Consider the following 18,584-nt stretch of genomic DNA (forward strand, 5'->3'; position numbering starts at 1 on the left):
GTCTTTTTGTACTAAGTCCGTTTAATAAGTTTTGAATCAAAAGGTTGCTTTTTTTAAATTATTGAGTGATTTTTGACGAAAAAAAACTGCTAGGTTCATGAGGACTGTAATGATTATTATACAAATTTGTGGGGGACTAACTTTTATACCGTGGTTCATGATTGCGGGTTTGGCTTTTTTGGTTTTTGACTCACCAAGAACAACTCGTCGTTTTTTTCCTTGGGCTCTAATTTTTCTGGTTTATTCATATCCCTTCATTGTGGGCGGAAGTTATTGGTGGGCATGGTCAAGTGTAATTTTAGGAAATTATACAATCGGTTGTTTATGGAGCTGTTTGCCTTTGATAATTTTTATTTTAGGTTATTTCCTAATTGCCCAACGAACTGATTTATTGAAAAGATATAGAAGGTAGATTTTCTAATAGTTATCATGTGAAAGCCTAACAAATCCTTTGAAATGTTAGGCTTTTTTATGTTTAGAGAAGATAGTTAGCTTATTTTCGTCTTTTTGCTAAAAAAGCAGATAAGATAGGGTTGAAGCCCTGATTAATATCAGCTTCAATAAAATCTATTTTATATTGTCCACATTTGAGTTTTAAATCATGATAAAACCCTTTGATGGCACTTTGATATTGTTCTTTTACCTGAGATGGTTGTGCTTTAACTTTTTCGCCTGTTTCTAAATCAATGAACTCGTACGGACGTTCTTCGAAATTAAAATCTTCTTCAGTATTTTTATCAATTACGTGAAAAAGCAATACTTCATGTAAGTTGTGGCGAAGATGCTGCATAGCCGAAAATAATCTTTCAGAATTGTTGATGTCATCAAACATATCGCTGAAAATAACAACTAATGAGCGTTTATGAATTTTTTCGGCAATTTCGTGGAGTGTATCCACAACGGAAGTTTTTTTCTGCGGCTTTGGTTTTTTGAGGAGTGTATCCAAATCCATGAAAATCTTGTGTATATGTGAAGGTGTAGATTTTACAGGGGTTTGAATCTCTATTTTATCGGAAAAACTAAGTAAACTTACGGCATCACGTTGTTTCTGAAGCATGTATGCTAAAGCTCCCGCAGCCAAAGTACTGAAAACAATTTTTCCATTATTTTTTTCTGGATAATACATCGAAGAAGATGTATCAATTAGTAAATGACAACGAAGATTGGTTTCCTCTTCATAACGTTTTACGTACAGTCGGTCAGTTTTAGCAAATACCTTCCAGTCGATATAGCGTGTACTTTCTCCAGTATTATAGAGTCGGTGTTCTGCAAATTCAACGGAAAATCCATGAAAAGGCGATTTATGTAAGCCAGTGATAAATCCTTCAACCAATTGTTTGGCTAAAAATTCAACATTGCCATATTCACGTATTTTTGCTAAATCTAACATAACTATTTCTTTTTCGTTGTGCTACTTGGCTTTTTGGCAGCTGCTTTTTTAGGGCTTGTTTTCTTTTTTGTTTGTTTCTTTACTGCCTTTTTCCTAGGCTTAGGAACTGTCTTTTTTAGCACATTGGGTGGATTTATCACCGCAATTTTATTTTCTTCTTCCGGCCCCACGAGGTTCATCGAATTTTCAATGATACTTTCTGGTCGAGTAATAATTACTACACCATTATCGCCTACAACCATTGCTTTAACTTTGGCTGTGCCGCTTTGAAACATATCAAGAAGTTCTGCAGCATCGTGCGAAACATCTAAAATTCTACTTCTTCTGAATGGCCCTCTATCATTAACTCTTACAATGCACCATTTATTGTTAGCCAAATTTGTTACTTCAAGCATCGTACCAAAAGGCAGCGATGGATGTGCACAAGTTAATTCACCTTTCTTCAAAATTTCACCACTTGCTGTTTTTCTGCCATAAAATTTCTTGCCATAATAGGAAGCTATTCCTGATGACTCAGAGCCTAAAACTGCGTTTTGACTGTATATAAATAGGGGTTTTGCTATTAAAAAGAGGAAAAATAAGCTTATTCTCTTCAATATCATTATTCGCTAAAGTTGATTACGAAGTGCATAGTTACGAATTTTTTCGCAATGACCGAAACAAAAAGATATTTCACCCCATCAGAAAAAGTAGTCTTAGGTATAAGTTTTGTATAGTTTGAAATGAAAATAATATAATTTTTAACTAAAAAACATTATAAAAATTTTTCATAAAAATAATTAAATTATATATTTGGAATTCATTCTAAACTCTAAAACCTAAAAGGATTGTGGAAAGAGAAGACAGAGACAAAATTTACTCCAAGCGTGTAAGAGCGGGTAAACGTACTTATTTCTTCGATGTAAGAAGTACTCGTTCGAGCGACTACTACCTAACTATTACTGAAAGCCGTCGTTTCCAAAAAGATGGTGGATTTGTTTTCGAAAAAAGCAAGATGTTCGTTTACAAAGAAGATTTCAACAAGTTCTTGGATGCACTTCAAGAAACAGTTGAGCACATTAAGAGCGAACTAATGCCTGATTACGATTTCGACCAATTCAAAAATGAAGAAACCAGCAATAATGCTGAAGCCCTCGATGACGATTATGCAAGTGGCGGTTCAGATTTAAAGTGGGATTAGTACCTCTGCCAAACACCATTTTCTTGTGATTGGTTATTAAACTAAACCTCTCACTAGTATATCTTTTTAAATACCTTTCTTAATAGGTGTTTGGAAAGATATTTTTTTATACTTCTCAAAGAACGATGTTCTCCTATTTAAAGCTGAATTAATGATTGATAATTGAGGCTTTTATCGTAATTTTGCACCCTCATTTAATAAATAAACTAAACAAAGGTTTGTATTGGCTCCAAACCAACAAACTATTATAAAAATATGGCTTTACAAGTCGGTATCGTAGGTTTGCCTAATGTAGGCAAATCGACTCTTTTCAATGCAGTATCTAATAGTGCAAAAGCACAGGCAAGTAATTATCGTTTTTGTACCATCGACCCTAACGTGGGTTTAGTTGATGTGCCAGATGAGCGTTTGAATAAATTAGCAGAATTAGTGAAACCTAATCGTATTGTTCCGACACAAATCGAAATTGTTGATATTGCTGGTTTAGTACGTGGAGCAAGTAAAGGTGAAGGTTTAGGTAATAAATTCTTAGGAAATATCCGTGAGGTTGATGCCATTATTCATGTAATCAGATGTTTTGAAGATGAAAATATCTTACGTGAAGAAGGTGCAATTAACCCCGTTAGCGATAAAGAAATTATCGATACTGAACTTCAATTGAAAGATTTGGAGAGTGTCGAAAAGAAAATGCAAAAAATTGAGAAACAAGCTCGTGTAGGAAATGATGCGAAAGCTAAAGCAGAATACGATGTTTTGAAGCGTTGCCAAGAATGGTTGATGCAAGGCAAAAGTGTTCGTGAATTAGGTCTTACGAAAGAAGAACTACCGGCCATTGCTGATTTATTTTTGCTTTCTATCAAACCTGTTCTTTATGTAGCCAACGTAGATGAAGCTTCGATGCTCACTGGAAACCAATATTCGGAGGCACTACAAAAGGTTGCTGATGCAGAAAAAGCACAAATGATAGTCTTGAACAACTCGGTAGAAGCTCAAATCACCGAATTAGAAGATGCCGATGATAAACTAATGTTCTTGGAAGAATATGGTTTAACCGAACCGGGTTTAAATCGTTTGATTCGTTCGGCGTATAAACTTTTAAATTTACGCACGTATTTCACGGCGGGTGTACAAGAAGTAAGAGCTTGGACCATACAAGAAGGTTGGAAAGCCCCACAAGCTGCTAGTGTGATTCACACCGATTTTGAAAAAGGTTTTATCAAAGCTGAAGTAATTGCTTTTGCAGATTACGTGAAGCATGGTTCTGAAGCTGCTTGTCGTGACGCTGGTCGTCTAAGAATTGAAGGAAAAGAATACGTAGTTGCTGATGGTGATGTGATGCACTTCAGATTTAATGTATAGAAAATAAATTCAAATATTTGAATACAACATGGCACGTCTTACTTTTTGTAGGCGTGCCATATTTTTTTACTTATGATTATTATCGCTGGAGTTTCTTATCAACTTTTCTCTGCTTGGAAAAAATTTGTGTATTTTCTGTAATGTAATTTTATTATAATATCATACATCGAAATAGTAATAGGATTAAAAAAAGGTTAATTCTTGCGTGTTTTATGATAAATCTTTAGTTGTTAACGTTTAAACAGAAAAATATGCTTAAAAGTATTGCAACTTCTTTTAGAGTTTACTTACATTTGGCAGATTTTATTCCAATAGACTAAAGTTAAACATTTACAAAAATCAAAACCAATTAACAACATGAAAAACTTATTTTCACTATTATTTATGTGCTTTTTGAGTTTGGCTGTCATGACTTCAACAGCTCAAGATGAGAAGAAAGGCTCAAAGGGTGGTTCGAAGGGAAAGGCAAAGACAGAAAAAGCAGATAAAAAAGATAAGCCAGAAAAAGAAAAGGCTGATAAGAAAGATAAAGCAGACAAAAAAGAAAAATCAGATGCTAAGGAAAAAGCAACTGACAAAAAGGATAAAGCTGATAAAAAAGATAAATCAGACGCGAAGGAAAAATCGACTGATAAAAAAGAAAAGACAGAAAAAGTAGATAAAAAAGAGAAAAAGGCCAACGATAAAGACAATACTGTTAAGCCCGCTCCAAAGCCAAATACCAAAGATGATAGCAAAGAAGCAGATGCTTCTACTCGTAAGAAAGTAGCGGGTGCTGACAAGCAAATTGGTAAAGACGAGAAAGGCCGTACTATCTTCCAAGGTCCTCGTGGTGGACAGTATTATATCAATTCAAATGGTAATAAGACTTATTTGAAGGCAGATGGTAAACTGTAATTAGTCGAAGTCATAAATAAAATCCCCAGTTCCTAAAAGAATTGGGGATTTTATTTATATAAGCTTTTAGAAACTAAGCTTTAGGTCTAAATTCTTTCATCACTTCTTGATTACACACCAAATAAGGCCCTTCTATTAAATCAATACAATAAGGAATAGCAGGGAAAACCGCATCGAGACATTGACGTATCGCTTTAGGTTTACCCGGTAGGTTTACAATTAACGATTTATTTCTAATTCCAGCAGTTTGGCGTGAAAGAATGGCAGTTGGAACATACTTAAGGCTTTCTTGACGCATTAATTCGCCAAAACCAGGCATCATTTTCTGGCACACCGCTTCGGTTGCCTCAGGTGTAACATCGCGAGGGGCAGGGCCAGTACCTCCAGTGGTTACTATCAAGCAGCAGCCGTGCTCATCGGCCATTTCAATGAGGGTTTTAGAAATTAAATCTTGCTCGTCAGGTATTACCTTGTAAACGGTTTCAAAATCAGAAACTAAATATTCTTTTAGGGTTTCTACCACTGCTTTTCCTGGAATATCTTCATAAATACCCGCACTTGCACGGTCAGAAACATTAATTACACCTATTTTTATCATTTTATGTTTGTTTATTTCTATGCTAAAAAACGAGTGGTAAATTTAATAAAAAAACCTGCAAGAGGGTATATTTCTCTTGCAGGCCTAAATTAAGAAAATTGCGTACTTATTGAATTTCTTAGATTCCTTCAGCTACTACTTCTTTCACTTCAGGGACCATTGTTTTTAATAAACGCTCGATACCATCTTTAAGTGTAATTGTTGATGAAGGGCAACCACTACAAGAGCCTTGAAGATAAACCTTTACTTGGCCTGAAATTTCATCAAATGAAGCAAAATTAATGGCTCCACCATCTGATTCTACCGCAGGACGAACGTATTGGTCGAGCGTAGATTTTATTTTAGCTATTACTGCCGTATCATTTGCATCAACAATAAGCGTGTTTTTATCAATAGTTTTTTGAGCAAATACTAAATTGTTTTGCTCGAAGAAAATCTTCAAGAATTTCTTAATATCATAAACCACATCTTCCCATTCTGTTTCATCATCTTTAGTGATTGTAATGAAATTTGAGGCGATGAAAATACGGCGAATGAATGGAAATTGAAATAAATCGCCTGCCAATGGAGAAGCCTTAGATTCTTCGGCAGTTGAGGCGATTGTTGGATAATCAAATGAAAGTCCTTCGGGAGCAAGTTCGAAGTTCAATACAAATTTCATCGAATTTGGATTCGGACTTAGCTCAGTATAAATCATTACTTGTCTTTGCAACATTGTTTTGTGAGTTCTGAGTGAGTAAACGTATGAATAAATTATATGTTTAATTTATTTTCAGTTTATGATACACCTGATATTTATATGAATTACTTAGTTAGGAATGCAATAGACTTTGCGATATTGCCTAATTGCCATAACTTTTCAACAAATATAATATGAAATTAGTTTGAATTTGGCATAAAAAAACCTGTCAGTCTGCTGACAGGTTTCTTATTATAGACTGAAGAATATTGACTACTCAACGTCTGGGCGGCGAACCGCAATTTAATTAAGCTTCTGCTACAACGCTTACAAATGATTTGCCGTCACGTCCTTTTTTGAACTCAACAACACCATCTGTCAATGCAAATAAAGTATGGTCACGACCGATACCTACGTTTGCACCTGCATTGTGTCTTGTACCACGTTGACGTACGATGATATTTCCAGCGATTGCTGTTTGACCACCGAACAATTTAACGCCTAAGCGTTTACTTTCTGATTCGCGACCGTTTTTCGACGAACCTACACCTTTTTTGTGTGCCATGATTTCTTGAAATATTAACCTACTTATTTCTGAAAAACTTGCAGGTGTGATGAATGAATATTTTAAATTAATTTCAGAGGGATAAAATTATCCAACGATTTCGTCGATTTGAATTTTAGTCAAATACTGACGGTGACCGTTCTTCTTAACATATCCTTTACGACGCTTTTTCTTGAAAACGATTACTTTTTCGCCTTTCAAGTGCTCTAAGATGGTTGCTTTTACTGAAGCACCACTAACAGTCGGAGTACCTACTGATACTGCTCCGCTGTTGTCAACAAGAAGAACCTTGTCGAATACAAGTGCAGCGTTCACATCACCTTCTAATCTATGTGTATAGAGTGTGCGACCCTTTTCTACTTTAAATTGCTGCCCTGCGATTTCTACGATTGCGTACATGATTTTGAATTATAATTTACAATTATCTGATTAATTTTTCCAATTGATGCTTTCTTCATGGGGAAGAAACTCCATTTGGGGTTGCAAAGTTAAAGAAATAATTTTATTTTTCAAACTATTGTTTTATTTGATTTTATTTAGCATATTGTATTCAATTCACTATTCATAATCGCTTTAACCCTTAAATTAACTCATGAAAATCCGTCAAATTTTACAAGGTAAGAAGATTAACGCTCTTTTTTCAGTAACTTCAAGTACAACAGTATATGATGCGTTGGTTGAGATGGCCGATAAGAACATTGGAGCCGTATTGGTCATTGATGAGGGTAAGTTATCGGGTATATTTTCAGAGCGTGATTATGCTCGGAAAATTGTATTGAAGGGTCGTCATTCAGATGATACACCAGTGAGTGATGTAATGACAGCTAATGTGATTACGGTTGAAATGGAGGATAAACTTGAAATGGCCATGCAGATAATGTCTGAAAAACACATTCGTCACCTTCCAGTAATGGAGAATGCCATTTTAGTAGGAATCATTTCTATCAACGATGTTGTTTCTTCGATTATTCAAGAGCAAAAATCTCAAATAGCTTCTTTACAAGGCTATATTTCAGGTAATTATGCATAAGTGGCATGTAAATATATACTTATTGATCCAAAGAAAAAGGTAAGACTCAAAAGTCTTACCTTTTTCTTTGGATGTATGTTTAAACAGTTACGTGTCGCCACAGTTTACCGGTCTTTATGCGATAAATACCCATTTCTGATAAACCAAATTGCTTAGCAAGAAGCGATTGCTTAGTTTTACCTTCTAATATTTTTCTTTTAATAAGACGAACCCTGTCGATAGTTAGCTTCTGGCCTTTTTGGACAGGTGTGTAGTGCTCACTTTTCTTGAAATGAGCCCAAGCTTCTTCCTTAGAAGCCCATTTTAAGTTGCTTACTTCGTTGTTATACTTGTCGTGGTCGAGGTGGATTACTTGCTCATCATCTTCTCCTGGAGGACCTAAAAATAATTCAGCGATAATGTTATGAACCGGGAATGACAAATTTTTAGATTCACTAATCGGTTTACCTTTCACTCCAATTTTATCACCAACAAAATACACTTTTAATGCTAAACGCAAGCCACTTGTTGGGTTTCCTTTGCTGGGTTTTAAGATGTAACCATCTTCGTGTAAATCTTTGTAAAACGAGGCTATTCTGCCTAAGTTTGAGGCCATATAGCGGCGTTTTGCCCCCTTTGGCTTGAATTCCTTCCAAATTTCATTCGGATAAGAACTAAACCGAATTGTTGCTCTCAAAGGAGGGATTGGCTTCTTTTTAACTTCTTCCATCTTTCTTTACAATTTTAATATCCATAACTAAATGAATAGAAAATCTTTTTATCCATAGAAACTGAATTTCAGCAGGTATGGTTTTTTAGTCACGGCACTTTTTATAACGAAAGCGTATGGATTTTTATTAACCTTCAAAAACCTTTTTGAAAGTAGAAAGCAAGCCCGACCATGAATTATCCTCTTTAGGCTCAGATATCACTTTTACTTTCGGAAATTCTTCGATAACCTCTTTAGCTAATATACCTTGACCTAATTGGGCCAAATCAATTCCTCCAAATGTGCCTGATGACATCATGAGTAGATTAGTTTGGAACCAGTTTTGGCTCATTAAGAAATCTTTTAGTTGTTGAGCATCAGTAAATACCATTAGATTGTCATCACCAAAAGACTTTTTAATATCATCTGGTGTAATCATCGGTAAACGTCTCATTTCTAAGGTGTGAGGAGTATAAAATACGATAGCCGTATCGGCACTATCCATTTTTCCTTCATATTGTGGCAAGAAATCTTTATTCAAGCTACTGAAAGTATGTAGCTCATAACATGCTACTAATCGGCGATTAGGGAATAAAGATTTAGTTGCTTTGGTAGTGGCTTCAAGCTTTGAAGGGGCATGAGCGAAGTCGCGATAGATAAGTGTATTGGCGTTTTCGCCTAATTTCTCTAAGCGTTTTGAAGCTCCAGAAAAATGTTGGATTGCCTGATAGAACTCTTCATCGGTGATGCCTAAACGGTCAAGAATAATCTTAGCACCGTTGAGGTTTTTCATATTGTGTTCACCAAAAATTTGTAGTGCTACTTCTCCTTCTTTTGTTAACAAAATGCACTTTCCATTTTCAACTTTGTAAGGATGTGCTTTGTAAGGAAACTTCGATACATCTAATCGGTCTTTTTCGCCAATTACTTTTACAATATCATCAGTCTCATCATACACGATACTTCCAGCCTTAGGAAGTCCATCGGCTAATTCTTCGAATGTATGTACGTAGCTATCAAAAGTAGTGAAGATATTGAAGTGGTCCCATGCGATACCACTGAGTAGGCAAATATGTGGGTGATAGAATAAGAATTTCGATTTAAGATGAATTTTTGATTCTGGGTATTCATCACCTTCAATGATAATCACTGGAGCGTCATCGCTTAGTTGTACCATCACATCGAATCCTTCTATCTGTGCACCTACTAGATAATCGAATTTACGATTGTAATATTTTAATACGTGCAAAATTATACTGGTAATACTGGTTTTTCCGTGGCTACCAGCAATTACTACACGTTGTTTGTTTTGACTTTGTTCGTAGATATACTCTGGGAAAGAATATATTTTTAGTCCTAGTTCTTGAGCCTTGGCCAGTTCAGGGTTATCAGCAAAAGCGTGCATTCCTAAAATGACTGCATCTAAATCGGCCGTGATTTTTTCAGGAAACCAGCCCAATTCAGCAGGAAGAATACCTACAGCTGCCAAGCGACTTTTTGAGGGGTCGTTGATTTCATCATCAGAACCAGTAACTTGATACCCTTTTTTGTGTAAAGCAAGGGCAAGATTGTGCATAACAGCACCACCAATAGCTATGAAATGTATTTTTTTCGACATATAAAAAAGCTATCAGCCGTTAGCGAATGGCTATTGGCTTTTAAAATTTTAGTTCAAAAGTGTAGTTTTTCAACTATTAAGAAAAATTTGTTTAGCTAAATAATAATAACTAACATGCTTATAGTTAAAAGAAGCTAATAAATTCATTGCAAAGTTCTTAATTTAATATGACATTTGCACATAATTTTCAAATTTCCATCACCTGCCGTTTTGAGGCACCAAAAATTTATTAGTGGATTTATTGGTTACTTAATCAATAGCACTACTTTTTAAATATGAAACGTTACATAGACCTTATCGAGCAAACTTTTGAGTTTCCGACACGTGAGTTTGGTGTTGATGAAAACCATACTTTGTTATTTAATAATGTTCGCTTAACCGATATTATTAAAGAGTATGGTACACCTCTGAAAATTACGTACTTGCCAAAGATAGCAGAACATATTGATAATGCAAGGCTACTTTTCAGAAATGCCATGAAAAAGTATAATTACAAAGGAAGTTATACTTATTGTTATTGCACGAAATCGTCGCATTTTCGTTTCATTATCGAAACTGCCCTCAAGAATAATGTTCACCTCGAAACCTCTTCTTCTTTCGATATGGACATTATCAGAGCCTTGTATGAGGAAGAAAAAATTAATAAGAATACATACATTATTTGTAATGGCTATAAACGCCCGAGGTATTTGGAAGAAATTTCGGCTTTGCACAATGATGGTTTTGTAAACTGTATTCCGATTTTAGATAATCTTAAGGAAATTGATTATTATTTAGAGCACTCGAAAGCAGAAGCGGTGAATTTAGGTATCAGAATTGCTACCGATGAAGAACCGAACTTTGCATTTTACACTTCTCGTTTGGGTGTTCGCTATAACGATGTCAATAGCTTATATTTGGAAAAAATTAAGCCAAATCCGAGATTTAAACTTAAAATGCTTCATTTCTTTATCAACGCAGGTATTAAAGATAATGCCTATTATTGGTCAGAATTGACACGCTTTATGTTTAAATACTGCGAAATGAAAAAGCTTTGCCCTGAACTTGATTCTATTGATATTGGTGGCGGTTTACCGATTCAAACTTCGCTTGTATTCAATTATGATTATCAGGCGATGATTGATGAAATTATTGAAAATATCCAGTGGATTTGTAATAAAAATAACGTTCCAGTACCACATATTTTTACCGAATTTGGTAGCTATACAGTGGGTGAGAGTGGGGCAGTTATTTATAAAGTAATTGATAAAAAACAACAAAACGACCGTGAGCTTTGGTACATGATTGATGGTTCGTTTATTACTCAATTACCAGATTCGTGGGGGATTGGTCAAAAGTATATCATGATGCCAGTAAATAACTGGGATAGTCCGTACGAAAAAGTAAATCTTGGTGGATTAACCTGCGATTCGGCCGATTTTTATAATACAGAGGCTCATTCGGAAGATTTATATTTGCCAATTTTTGACATTGATAACGAAGACCAGTATATTGGATTCTTCCATACGGGTGCTTACCAAGAATCATTGGGGGGCTACGGTGGTATTCAGCACTGTTTAATTCCAGCTCCGCAACACGTATTGGTAAACTTAGATGATGAAGGTAATATTATTACGGAATTATTTTCGCCTGAGCAAGACAGCGATTCGATGATGAAAATATTGGGCTTTAAAGATAAAAAGAGTGAGCCTGCAAAAATTACTACTCCAGCCAAAAAAGCTAAGAAAAATGCGGAAGAGATGGTAGAAGAAGCTGCTTCGTAAAATATTTTATTTAGTAGTACGTTTAAATAAAAAAACTTTGTGTAGTACCTAAAAATTCTACACAAAGTTTATATCAAAAGACCCAAAATAAAATTCTAATGAAAGTTAAATTACTGATTTTTAGCTTAATTGTGGTTGCTTCAATGGCTTCATGCAAACGCCAACAATGCCCTGCCTACGGTAAAACAGCTCCAAAAAATACCATTGAGAAACGCCACGCATAATTTGAGTATTAGCTCAAAATTAAGCAAGGGTTGTGATGAAACGTGAAGCTTCTAGCAGACTGCCAAATTGCCAGTCAGCTAAGTCTGTTGTTTCCTTCCCTCCCGTAATATGTATGGTTTTTACACCAGCTTTTTTTCCTGCTTTTACATCACGCTCGGCATCACCAATCATAAAAGATTGTGTAGAGTCAATTTGATATTTAGCCATTGCCTTTTCAAGCATGAGCGAATCAGGTTTACGTAAAAGAGAATTTGAGGTGTAATTAGGATGGTGTTTGGCAAAGTATAGATCGTCAATAATGCCACCGCATTCTGCTTGTAGTATTTCATGAAAATCTCGTACTAGATTTTCGGTATATAGACCTTTAGCTATGCCCGCTTGATTGGTTACAACGATAAGCATGTATCCTGCTTTTTTTAGTAGCGAGAGACCTTCTATAACTCCTTCGCGAATTACGAAATCTTCCCTTCGACTAACGTAGTCGTGTTGCTCTTCATTTAATACACCATCTCGGTCAAGGAAAATACACTTTTTCATGCAGCAATGTTTAATGGTACAAAGAAAAGAAAAAATATAAATATTTTTGAACAATATACTTCAAAAAATTATTATTCAATGGTTTTAGATATTATTTTTGACAAACAAACTAAACACCTTAAACCACATGGAATCAATAATCAATTATTTTGCCACAATCCCTTCAACGCACCGAAGTGCGATTTTGATTGGTGGTATTGCTTTCTTTTGGATGGCAGAGTATGCTATTCCACTCTTTAATTTTAAGTACAATAAGTTTAAGCACGCAAGAATCAATATTTTCTTTACGCTGACAACGATTATTATCAATTTCGCATTAGCTATTATCTTGCTTAAATCGGCTGAATGGGCGGTAAATAATCATTTTGGTATTCTGCAATGGTTGCCAACAATGCCATTATGGGCATTTACAATTGTTGGTTTATTACTACTTGATTTGATTGGAGCATGGTTTGTACATTGGACAGAGCACAAGGTAAAATGGATGTGGAAATTCCATTTGGTTCATCATTCAGATACAAATGTAGATACAACTTCTGCCAACCGTCATCATCCTGGTGAGAGTGTTTTCAGGTTTATTTTTACAACCGCAGGAATTGTTATTGCGGGAGCTCCGATGTGGATGGTATTTATGTATCAAGCTATTTCGGTGCTGCTTTCACAATTTAATCATGCTAATATTGTCATTCCAAAATGGCTTGATAATGCCATTAGCTGGGTAATTGTTTCGCCAGATATGCACAAAGTACACCATCATTATGTGCAACCATATACTGATTCAAACTACGGAAATATTTTTTCCATTTGGGATAGACTTTTTGGTACATACATGACACTCGACCGTGATAAAATTATCTATGGCATTGATACACACATGAAACCCGAAGAGAACGACCGATTGGGTAGTTTACTTAAAATTCCATTTGAACCTTATAGACAACCAGTAGGAGAATAAAAAAAGGTGCCTGAGCGAAGTCGAAGGCACCTTTTTTTATTACATCCATTCCCAAGCACTTTGATAAGCTTCTATTTCTTGGGTATAGGAAATAAATTCTTCATAAAAATTTGAGCTTGAAAGCGTAGCACTATCGCCAATGACAATTAGTTTTTTTCTAGCACGAGTCATGGCTACATTCATGCGGCGTATATCTGATAAGAAACCGATTGCCCCTTCAGCATTGCTACGGGTAAGGCTTATATAAACAATATCTCGCTCTTGGCCTTGGAAACTATCAATTGTATTGACCGATATATTATTCAAAACCTCCTTTAATTCGGGAGCATGTTCTACTTGTTCTTTTAGAATGGAAATTTGTTGTTTATAAGGAGAAATAACAGCAATACTTGGAAAATTAGCAGTGCTAAATTTTTTCTTCAATTCTTCTACAAAACCATTTAGATGTTTGACCAAAAATGCTGCTTCATCAGGGTTCGTTGAACTTGTTCCTTCCAATTTTTCATCAAAACTACAGCCAGCAGTATCTATAAAATGGAGAGGCTTTTCATCGACAAACAATGTTTGTTTCGCTACTGAGGCATGGGCTTTCAATTGATTATTATAGAAGACCTTTGACGAATGTGCCATAATTTGCTCATTCATTCGGTATTGCTCTTCTAAAAGTGTTACGGCTTCGGGGTGAAGGGCAACACATTTTTCTAGAAGAGTAGTATTGAGCCCATTTTTAGCTGCCTCATTTGATTTAATGGTCGGTGGTAGTTGGCAATGGTCGCCTGCAAAAATAACTTTTTGAGCCTTTAAAATCGGAATCCAGCAAGCAGGTTCTAAAGCTTGCCCTGCTTCATCAATAATTACTGTGTGAAAGCTAAGATTACGAATCGTATAATGATTAGCTCCCACCAAAGTGGCAGTAATGATTTGAGTTTTGGTGACAACATCATCAATGACGTACTGTTCAATATTACCCACCTCTTTCATGATTTTGTGAGCCTCATCGAATAGTAGTTTGCGTTGATCCCTTTCCGCTTTGCCAAAACTTCGCTTGTATTTATGTGCCATATTACGATATTCATTGGCTTGCTTTTTAAGCGTTTTAGCGTTTTTCATAAGTTGATGATCTGTCATTTTGTTATCTAGTGTGAGTGCCATCAAACGCTCACTTACACGTGCTGGATTACCAATACGCAAGACATTTAGTCCTTCTTCTGATAGTTTTTCGCTCAATAAATCAACCGCGGTATTGCTCGGAGCTACCACCAAGATTGGTGTTTTGGCGTTTTCTTGCTTAATAATTGTCTTGATTGTTTGTACTAAAGTAGTGGTTTTTCCAGTCCCTGGAGGGCCATGAACAATCGCCAATTCATTGGCTGATATGATTTTATTTAAAGCATTATTTTGTGAATCATTGAGTTTCGGAACCGATATTGGGTGCAAATCAGTTCTGAAAGTTGGCTTTTTTTCGCCAGTTAGAATCTTTACTAAATTCCCTTCTGGTTTATTAGCCATTTCCTGAGCATACTTCAATGCCGACTGCATTTCTTCGTAACTATTATCATCAAAAAGCAAGTCGATTCCAAGTTTGCCATCGCGGGAAAAATCGGGCAATTCATCAGTTTTAAGCGTTATTTTTAATCGATTTCCATTTAAAAAAGAAATGGTTCCTTCTACACGGTCTTTTTGTGGGTCGTGATTGCCAAATAAAACTGCGGGTATACCTGCACGTAGTTGATGCGAAATATCTTGGTGAGTGGTTCGTTCTACTTCAACAGTGAGGTAATCGCCACGGCCAATTTCTGAGCCCCTAATAGCAATCGGATACCACGTAATTCCGTTGGCACGGCGTTCGGCTGCAGAAGTTTGTTCGGTAAGTTGTTGATATTGACGGTGGTCTTCTTCTCGCTCGGTTTTGAGTAAGTCGAGTAAATTTTTAAAATAATCCATATCACAAAGGTACGGAAATATTCAGTTGAAATTTTAGGTTGGGTAGGGTTGAAGTTTTTTAAGTACTAAAATGATTTACCGTATATGGCTCAAATAATCTCCGCAATTTTAATAATTAATTGTGCTAAAGGTATAAGTAGAAACTGAGCAGCAATTGTACCTATCATACGTGCAATAACAACAAAAGTTAAAAATTTTCGAAAAAATGCTTCAGAAACTGAGCCATCGAGTACTTTATCTGTTAAAGTTGCATTATAAGGTTCAACAAAAAGTAACATGCCAACTACTCCAACTCCAACACTTATACCATTGAGAGAAAGGGCTGTTGTTCTTAAGTTGGGATTTAGAAATCCAGCATATAAACATGATAATACACTTACAGTAATAAAACCGTTTACAAGAATATTTAGTAAAATCATCTTTACCGAAATATCTTTATAATGTCTCAGACGAATTAGATTTTCAATTCTTGGTATAGTAAGACTTTTTCTGAAATGTGTTAGGGTAGAACTTCGGATAGATTTCATTAAAACCTTAAAAATAGACTTATGGTAATATAATGAATCAACTCCTTTCGCCATAAATCTATGTCCAGTAGGAAACGCCAATATGCCTAAACAAGAACCAATTGTTGCCGAAAAAATAATAAGTCTGAATGTAATATTGTTTGGAGGTAAACCATTAATGATTTGACTCTCAATGGATTTTGCCAGTAGTGGAGATTGAATAGAACTTGAAAATTGAGAGATTAAAATGATAATATTGAATATTGAAAAAGAAGAAGCTAATTTCTTAGTTCTTATTCCTACAATTCGGGCTGAAAGGCTTATTATACCGATGAAATGAATAATCATCGTCAGTAGACAAACCTCAAAAATGTTATTTTGAGAAAGCATCTAATAGGGCTTTAAGATGATTTATTTTTTGCTCTTTAATCGTGTTATTACTAGAAAAGAAAAATTTATAAAATATATTTTTAGTAAGTGCTAATTTTATATAGGTTCTGGCTAATGTACGGTTATAAATATCATATTTAAAATTCCAGAATAATATAGGTTTCCGAACCCTTAAATATGGACTTAGTGAATTATAATGAGATATTACTTTATCCAGAAAGATAATATTTTCTTCTCCAAAGAATTGATAACATCTACTCCAAAAATAGCAGTCTCTACCTGCAATTTCTGTCCATTCCCATTTCTCTTTTTCTAAAACGCTGAAATAGCAAATAACCATACCAGTATCTATCCAGCTTTTTTTAGGGTCTGCAGAAAGTTGCACTTTTTTTATGAGATTACTTTGTCCAATAATCATTCCTTTAAAATCTGTATGATGATACTCTTTATAAACATTGTACACTTCCTCTAAAAAAAGGGTATCATCATCTAAACAATAAAAAAAGCCATCTTTGATATTGGCAAATATTACATTCCGCTTTGTGACAGTATCGGCATCTGGGCAATCTAATTCGTATAAGTGTATCCTTGAGTCTGTTTGAATAAAATCATATTCTAACTTTTCTCGTTGTGTTGATTTGGCGATATGCCACCTAATATCATCATTTTTGGGAATACTTTGATAGACCTTTTCTAATAAATGAAAACGGTATAATGGGGTGATAATATGTAACATATTTTAGTGTAAAAGCATTAATATTTATTATCTCTGATAATTTGACAAGGATTTCCATAAGCAATAACCCCGTCTGGAATATCTTTAGTAACTAATGCTCCTGCACCAATGATGGAGTTGCTACCAATGGTTACACCATCAATCACATTTGCTCCAATACCAATCAAACTCTTCTCTCCGATTTTGACAAATCCTGCCACATTTGTACCTGGACTTAGGGTGACAAAATCCGCAATTTCTGTGTGGTGCCCAACAGAAGCATTTCTATTGATAGAAACGAAATTGCCAATTTTAGTAAAGCTAGCAATTGATACCAAACTGTTTATAAGAATACCTTTGCCCAACTCTACTGTTGAAGAAATGGCACTTGTTTGGTGAATAATATTAATAAAATTAAGTTTTTGGTCTAGATAATTTTTTAGGACCGCTACTTTAGTGTAAGGCTTTATTGCTCCTAAAAAAACATCATCATTATTATTGTTTTGATACTCCCTTAAAATATCAATTGAAAATTTAGGATTGTGAAAGGGCTTAAGTTCATCTAAACCTAAATTGTTTATTATTTTAACTTTAGGAAATAGTTGGCAAGATTCTAAATTATCAAATATCATCGTTAGGGTTGGCTCACTTAGCCCCAAAACCGTTAGTTTTTTTATTTCCATAGCCTAAATTTTTAAATTCTGTTGTACTCATATAACAATAATCTAGTTCATTCATAATTCTATGAATTCTTTCGAGTAATTGCCGATTGGTTGCTTTATTTTTATCGTTTAGATAAAGGTTATCTTCCAATCCGATTCTTACTCCATCGGCTTCAATTAAACCAATTAAGTTTGATTTCAATTGGGCTTGTCCGATTCCTCCAAAACAAACTTTTGCATGATTTGGTAAGTTATGAACAATAGAACTAATTGTAGAAATATCTGTACCAGCATTGAATAAATTACCTAAAATTACATTCATATAAATTGGTTCTACTAAAATACCTTTTTTTATTAAATGATTGGTGAAGTTTATCATCCCAGAGTCAAAACATTCAATTTCAGGGTTTACTCCATATTTTTTCATTTCTTCAATTAACCATAAAATAGTATCTGGAGTATTTATAGAAGCATTTTTAGGAAAGTTTAAAGAAGACATTGTCAGTGAGGCTAAGTCTGGATAAAGACTGAGGACTTCTGCTCTTAAATTATTTTCATTGTAGAAACGACCGCTTAATGATACTCCAATAACCAAATCTGGTGCATGCTTTTTAATGCCTTCTATGATTTTTTGATAGACTTCTTTTTTGTATGTATTTTGCCCTAAGTTATCTCTTGCATGTAAATGAACAACACTTATGCCTATTTCGTAACAAGCTAATACATCGTCAATGATTTCAGAATAATAGATTGGAGCAAAAGAGTTTTCTTTCGTTGTAAGCGTTCCTGTGGGGCAAAGGTTAATAATTTTTGGTAGCATATTATTTTATACCAAAGAAACTGTTAATACTATTAAAAAGGTAAGGGATATCAATTTTATGAA

General features: G+C 34.9%; 22 protein-coding genes. 8 read left to right on the forward strand and 14 right to left on the reverse strand.

The window, feature by feature from the left end; all coding sequences use genetic code 11:
- Positions 1–97 precede the first annotated feature (97 nt).
- Entirely contained in the window at positions 98–412 is a 315-nt protein-coding gene (locus EMTOL_RS11385) for a hypothetical protein (protein WP_015029436.1), read from the forward strand.
- An 81-nt stretch (positions 413–493) separates the two neighbouring features.
- Here the strand turns inward: EMTOL_RS11385 and EMTOL_RS11390 are convergent, their stop codons facing one another.
- Together EMTOL_RS11390 and EMTOL_RS21800 are read right to left on the reverse strand one after the other, a co-directional pair.
- Complete coding sequence (locus EMTOL_RS11390) at positions 494–1,390, reverse strand: DUF58 domain-containing protein (RefSeq protein WP_015029437.1); 897 nt, start codon at positions 1,388–1,390, stop codon at positions 494–496.
- A gap of 2 nt (positions 1,391–1,392) precedes the next feature.
- A complete protein-coding gene (locus tag EMTOL_RS21800) occupies positions 1,393–1,992 on the reverse strand; it encodes a septal ring lytic transglycosylase RlpA family protein (RefSeq protein ID WP_015029438.1) in 600 nt (199 codons plus the stop codon).
- Between the two features lie 227 nt (positions 1,993–2,219).
- Between EMTOL_RS21800 and EMTOL_RS11400 the strand changes: the two genes are divergently transcribed.
- The 3 genes from EMTOL_RS11400 (at position 2,220) to EMTOL_RS11410 (ending at position 4,826) form a co-directional block, all read left to right on the forward strand.
- The gene (locus EMTOL_RS11400) at positions 2,220–2,570 is read left to right on the forward strand and encodes a DUF3276 family protein (protein WP_015029439.1); all 351 of its coding nucleotides are present in this window, start codon (positions 2,220–2,222) and stop codon (positions 2,568–2,570) included.
- Between the two features lie 255 nt (positions 2,571–2,825).
- A complete protein-coding gene (gene ychF, locus EMTOL_RS11405) occupies positions 2,826–3,929 on the forward strand; it encodes a redox-regulated ATPase YchF (RefSeq protein WP_015029440.1) in 1,104 nt (367 codons plus the stop codon).
- 357 nt (positions 3,930–4,286) lie between these two features.
- Positions 4,287–4,826 (forward strand): hypothetical protein, encoded by a 540-nt coding sequence (locus EMTOL_RS11410; protein WP_015029441.1) that lies wholly within the window; start codon positions 4,287–4,289, stop codon positions 4,824–4,826.
- A 73-nt stretch (positions 4,827–4,899) separates the two neighbouring features.
- Here the strand turns inward: EMTOL_RS11410 and mog are convergent, their stop codons facing one another.
- The 4 genes from mog to rplU form a co-directional block, all read right to left on the reverse strand.
- Positions 4,900–5,424: a molybdopterin adenylyltransferase gene (mog, locus tag EMTOL_RS11415; protein WP_015029442.1), complete on the reverse strand. Its 525-nt coding sequence runs from the start codon at positions 5,422–5,424 to the stop codon at positions 4,900–4,902.
- 118 nt (positions 5,425–5,542) lie between these two features.
- Positions 5,543–6,139, reverse strand: a complete 597-nt coding sequence (locus EMTOL_RS11420; protein WP_015029443.1) for a NifU family protein — start codon at positions 6,137–6,139, stop codon at positions 5,543–5,545.
- Positions 6,140–6,410: 271 nt separating this feature from the next.
- A complete protein-coding gene (gene rpmA / locus EMTOL_RS11425) occupies positions 6,411–6,668 on the reverse strand; it encodes a 50S ribosomal protein L27 (RefSeq protein ID WP_015029444.1) in 258 nt (85 codons plus the stop codon).
- Positions 6,669–6,755: 87 nt separating this feature from the next.
- Positions 6,756–7,067, reverse strand: coding sequence for a 50S ribosomal protein L21 (gene rplU / locus EMTOL_RS11430; RefSeq protein WP_015029445.1), 312 nt, complete (start codon positions 7,065–7,067; stop codon positions 6,756–6,758).
- 193 nt (positions 7,068–7,260) lie between these two features.
- On the opposite strand from rplU, the gene EMTOL_RS11435 reads away from it, so the two are divergent.
- Entirely contained in the window at positions 7,261–7,698 is a 438-nt protein-coding gene (locus tag EMTOL_RS11435) for a CBS domain-containing protein (protein ID WP_015029446.1), read from the forward strand.
- Positions 7,699–7,777: 79 nt separating this feature from the next.
- Here EMTOL_RS11435 and EMTOL_RS21805 read toward each other — a convergent pair whose 3' ends face one another.
- Positions 7,778–8,407, reverse strand: coding sequence for an HNH endonuclease (locus EMTOL_RS21805; RefSeq protein ID WP_015029447.1), 630 nt, complete (start codon positions 8,405–8,407; stop codon positions 7,778–7,780).
- 127 nt (positions 8,408–8,534) lie between these two features.
- The gene (locus EMTOL_RS11445) at positions 8,535–10,004 is read right to left on the reverse strand and encodes a UDP-N-acetylmuramate--L-alanine ligase (protein WP_015029448.1); all 1,470 of its coding nucleotides are present in this window, start codon (positions 10,002–10,004) and stop codon (positions 8,535–8,537) included.
- Between the two features lie 275 nt (positions 10,005–10,279).
- Between EMTOL_RS11445 and EMTOL_RS11450 the strand changes: the two genes are divergently transcribed.
- Both EMTOL_RS11450 and EMTOL_RS22430 read left to right on the forward strand, forming a co-directional pair.
- The gene (locus EMTOL_RS11450) at positions 10,280–11,767 is read left to right on the forward strand and encodes a type III PLP-dependent enzyme domain-containing protein (RefSeq protein WP_015029449.1); all 1,488 of its coding nucleotides are present in this window, start codon (positions 10,280–10,282) and stop codon (positions 11,765–11,767) included.
- 98 nt (positions 11,768–11,865) lie between these two features.
- Positions 11,866–11,991 carry a hypothetical protein gene (locus tag EMTOL_RS22430; protein ID WP_015029450.1) on the forward strand — a complete coding sequence of 42 codons (126 nt, stop codon included), beginning with the start codon at positions 11,866–11,868 and terminating at the stop codon, positions 11,989–11,991.
- Between the two features lie 19 nt (positions 11,992–12,010).
- Here EMTOL_RS22430 and EMTOL_RS11455 read toward each other — a convergent pair whose 3' ends face one another.
- Entirely contained in the window at positions 12,011–12,529 is a 519-nt protein-coding gene (locus EMTOL_RS11455; protein ID WP_015029451.1) for a D-glycero-alpha-D-manno-heptose-1,7-bisphosphate 7-phosphatase, read from the reverse strand.
- 127 nt (positions 12,530–12,656) lie between these two features.
- On the opposite strand from EMTOL_RS11455, the gene EMTOL_RS11460 reads away from it, so the two are divergent.
- The gene (locus EMTOL_RS11460) at positions 12,657–13,484 is read left to right on the forward strand and encodes a sterol desaturase family protein (protein WP_015029452.1); all 828 of its coding nucleotides are present in this window, start codon (positions 12,657–12,659) and stop codon (positions 13,482–13,484) included.
- 39 nt (positions 13,485–13,523) lie between these two features.
- On the opposite strand, the gene EMTOL_RS11465 is transcribed toward EMTOL_RS11460, so the two are convergent.
- The 5 genes from EMTOL_RS11465 to EMTOL_RS11485 form a co-directional block, all read right to left on the reverse strand.
- On the reverse strand, positions 13,524–15,428 hold the full coding sequence (locus EMTOL_RS11465) for an AAA domain-containing protein (RefSeq protein WP_015029453.1): 1,905 nt from the start codon (positions 15,426–15,428) through the stop codon (positions 13,524–13,526).
- Positions 15,429–15,517: 89 nt separating this feature from the next.
- Positions 15,518–16,324: a lipid II flippase family protein gene (locus EMTOL_RS11470; RefSeq protein ID WP_015029454.1), complete on the reverse strand. Its 807-nt coding sequence runs from the start codon at positions 16,322–16,324 to the stop codon at positions 15,518–15,520.
- On the reverse strand, positions 16,308–17,060 hold the full coding sequence (locus EMTOL_RS11475) for a hypothetical protein (RefSeq protein ID WP_015029455.1): 753 nt from the start codon (positions 17,058–17,060) through the stop codon (positions 16,308–16,310). The genes EMTOL_RS11470 and EMTOL_RS11475 overlap by 17 nt, the downstream gene beginning before the upstream one ends.
- 17 nt (positions 17,061–17,077) lie before the next feature.
- Positions 17,078–17,722, reverse strand: a complete 645-nt coding sequence (locus EMTOL_RS21810) for an acetyltransferase (protein ID WP_015029456.1) — start codon at positions 17,720–17,722, stop codon at positions 17,078–17,080.
- Positions 17,685–18,521 (reverse strand): beta-keto acid cleavage family enzyme, encoded by an 837-nt coding sequence (locus EMTOL_RS11485; RefSeq protein ID WP_015029457.1) that lies wholly within the window; start codon positions 18,519–18,521, stop codon positions 17,685–17,687. The genes EMTOL_RS21810 and EMTOL_RS11485 overlap by 38 nt, the downstream gene beginning before the upstream one ends.
- Between the last annotated feature and the right edge of the window lie 63 nt (positions 18,522–18,584).

Origin of the sequence: Emticicia oligotrophica DSM 17448, assembly GCF_000263195.1 — a bacterium.
Taxonomy (GTDB): domain Bacteria; phylum Bacteroidota; class Bacteroidia; order Cytophagales; family Spirosomataceae; genus Emticicia; species Emticicia oligotrophica.

Coding starts and splice junctions, on each gene's coding strand:
- EMTOL_RS11475 (WP_015029455.1), bottom strand. CDS start 17,060: ATGTTACATATTATCACCCCATTATACCGTTTTCATTTATTAGAAAAG.
- EMTOL_RS11445 (WP_015029448.1), bottom strand. CDS start 10,004: ATGTCGAAAAAAATACATTTCATAGCTATTGGTGGTGCTGTTATGCAC.
- EMTOL_RS11455 (WP_015029451.1), bottom strand. CDS start 12,529: ATGAAAAAGTGTATTTTCCTTGACCGAGATGGTGTATTAAATGAAGAG.
- EMTOL_RS11420 (WP_015029443.1), bottom strand. CDS start 6,139: ATGTTGCAAAGACAAGTAATGATTTATACTGAGCTAAGTCCGAATCCA.
- EMTOL_RS11450 (WP_015029449.1), top strand. CDS start 10,280: ATGAAACGTTACATAGACCTTATCGAGCAAACTTTTGAGTTTCCGACA.
- EMTOL_RS11465 (WP_015029453.1), bottom strand. CDS start 15,428: ATGGATTATTTTAAAAATTTACTCGACTTACTCAAAACCGAGCGAGAA.
- EMTOL_RS11460 (WP_015029452.1), top strand. CDS start 12,657: ATGGAATCAATAATCAATTATTTTGCCACAATCCCTTCAACGCACCGA.
- EMTOL_RS11410 (WP_015029441.1), top strand. CDS start 4,287: ATGAAAAACTTATTTTCACTATTATTTATGTGCTTTTTGAGTTTGGCT.
- rpmA (WP_015029444.1), bottom strand. CDS start 6,668: ATGGCACACAAAAAAGGTGTAGGTTCGTCGAAAAACGGTCGCGAATCA.
- EMTOL_RS21810 (WP_015029456.1), bottom strand. CDS start 17,722: ATGGAAATAAAAAAACTAACGGTTTTGGGGCTAAGTGAGCCAACCCTA.
- mog (WP_015029442.1), bottom strand. CDS start 5,424: ATGATAAAAATAGGTGTAATTAATGTTTCTGACCGTGCAAGTGCGGGT.
- ychF (WP_015029440.1), top strand. CDS start 2,826: ATGGCTTTACAAGTCGGTATCGTAGGTTTGCCTAATGTAGGCAAATCG.
- EMTOL_RS11470 (WP_015029454.1), bottom strand. CDS start 16,324: ATGCTTTCTCAAAATAACATTTTTGAGGTTTGTCTACTGACGATGATT.
- rplU (WP_015029445.1), bottom strand. CDS start 7,067: ATGTACGCAATCGTAGAAATCGCAGGGCAGCAATTTAAAGTAGAAAAG.
- EMTOL_RS11390 (WP_015029437.1), bottom strand. CDS start 1,390: ATGTTAGATTTAGCAAAAATACGTGAATATGGCAATGTTGAATTTTTA.
- EMTOL_RS21800 (WP_015029438.1), bottom strand. CDS start 1,992: ATGATATTGAAGAGAATAAGCTTATTTTTCCTCTTTTTAATAGCAAAA.
- EMTOL_RS11385 (WP_015029436.1), top strand. CDS start 98: ATGAGGACTGTAATGATTATTATACAAATTTGTGGGGGACTAACTTTT.
- EMTOL_RS11435 (WP_015029446.1), top strand. CDS start 7,261: ATGAAAATCCGTCAAATTTTACAAGGTAAGAAGATTAACGCTCTTTTT.
- EMTOL_RS21805 (WP_015029447.1), bottom strand. CDS start 8,407: ATGGAAGAAGTTAAAAAGAAGCCAATCCCTCCTTTGAGAGCAACAATT.
- EMTOL_RS22430 (WP_015029450.1), top strand. CDS start 11,866: ATGAAAGTTAAATTACTGATTTTTAGCTTAATTGTGGTTGCTTCAATG.
- EMTOL_RS11485 (WP_015029457.1), bottom strand. CDS start 18,521: ATGCTACCAAAAATTATTAACCTTTGCCCCACAGGAACGCTTACAACG.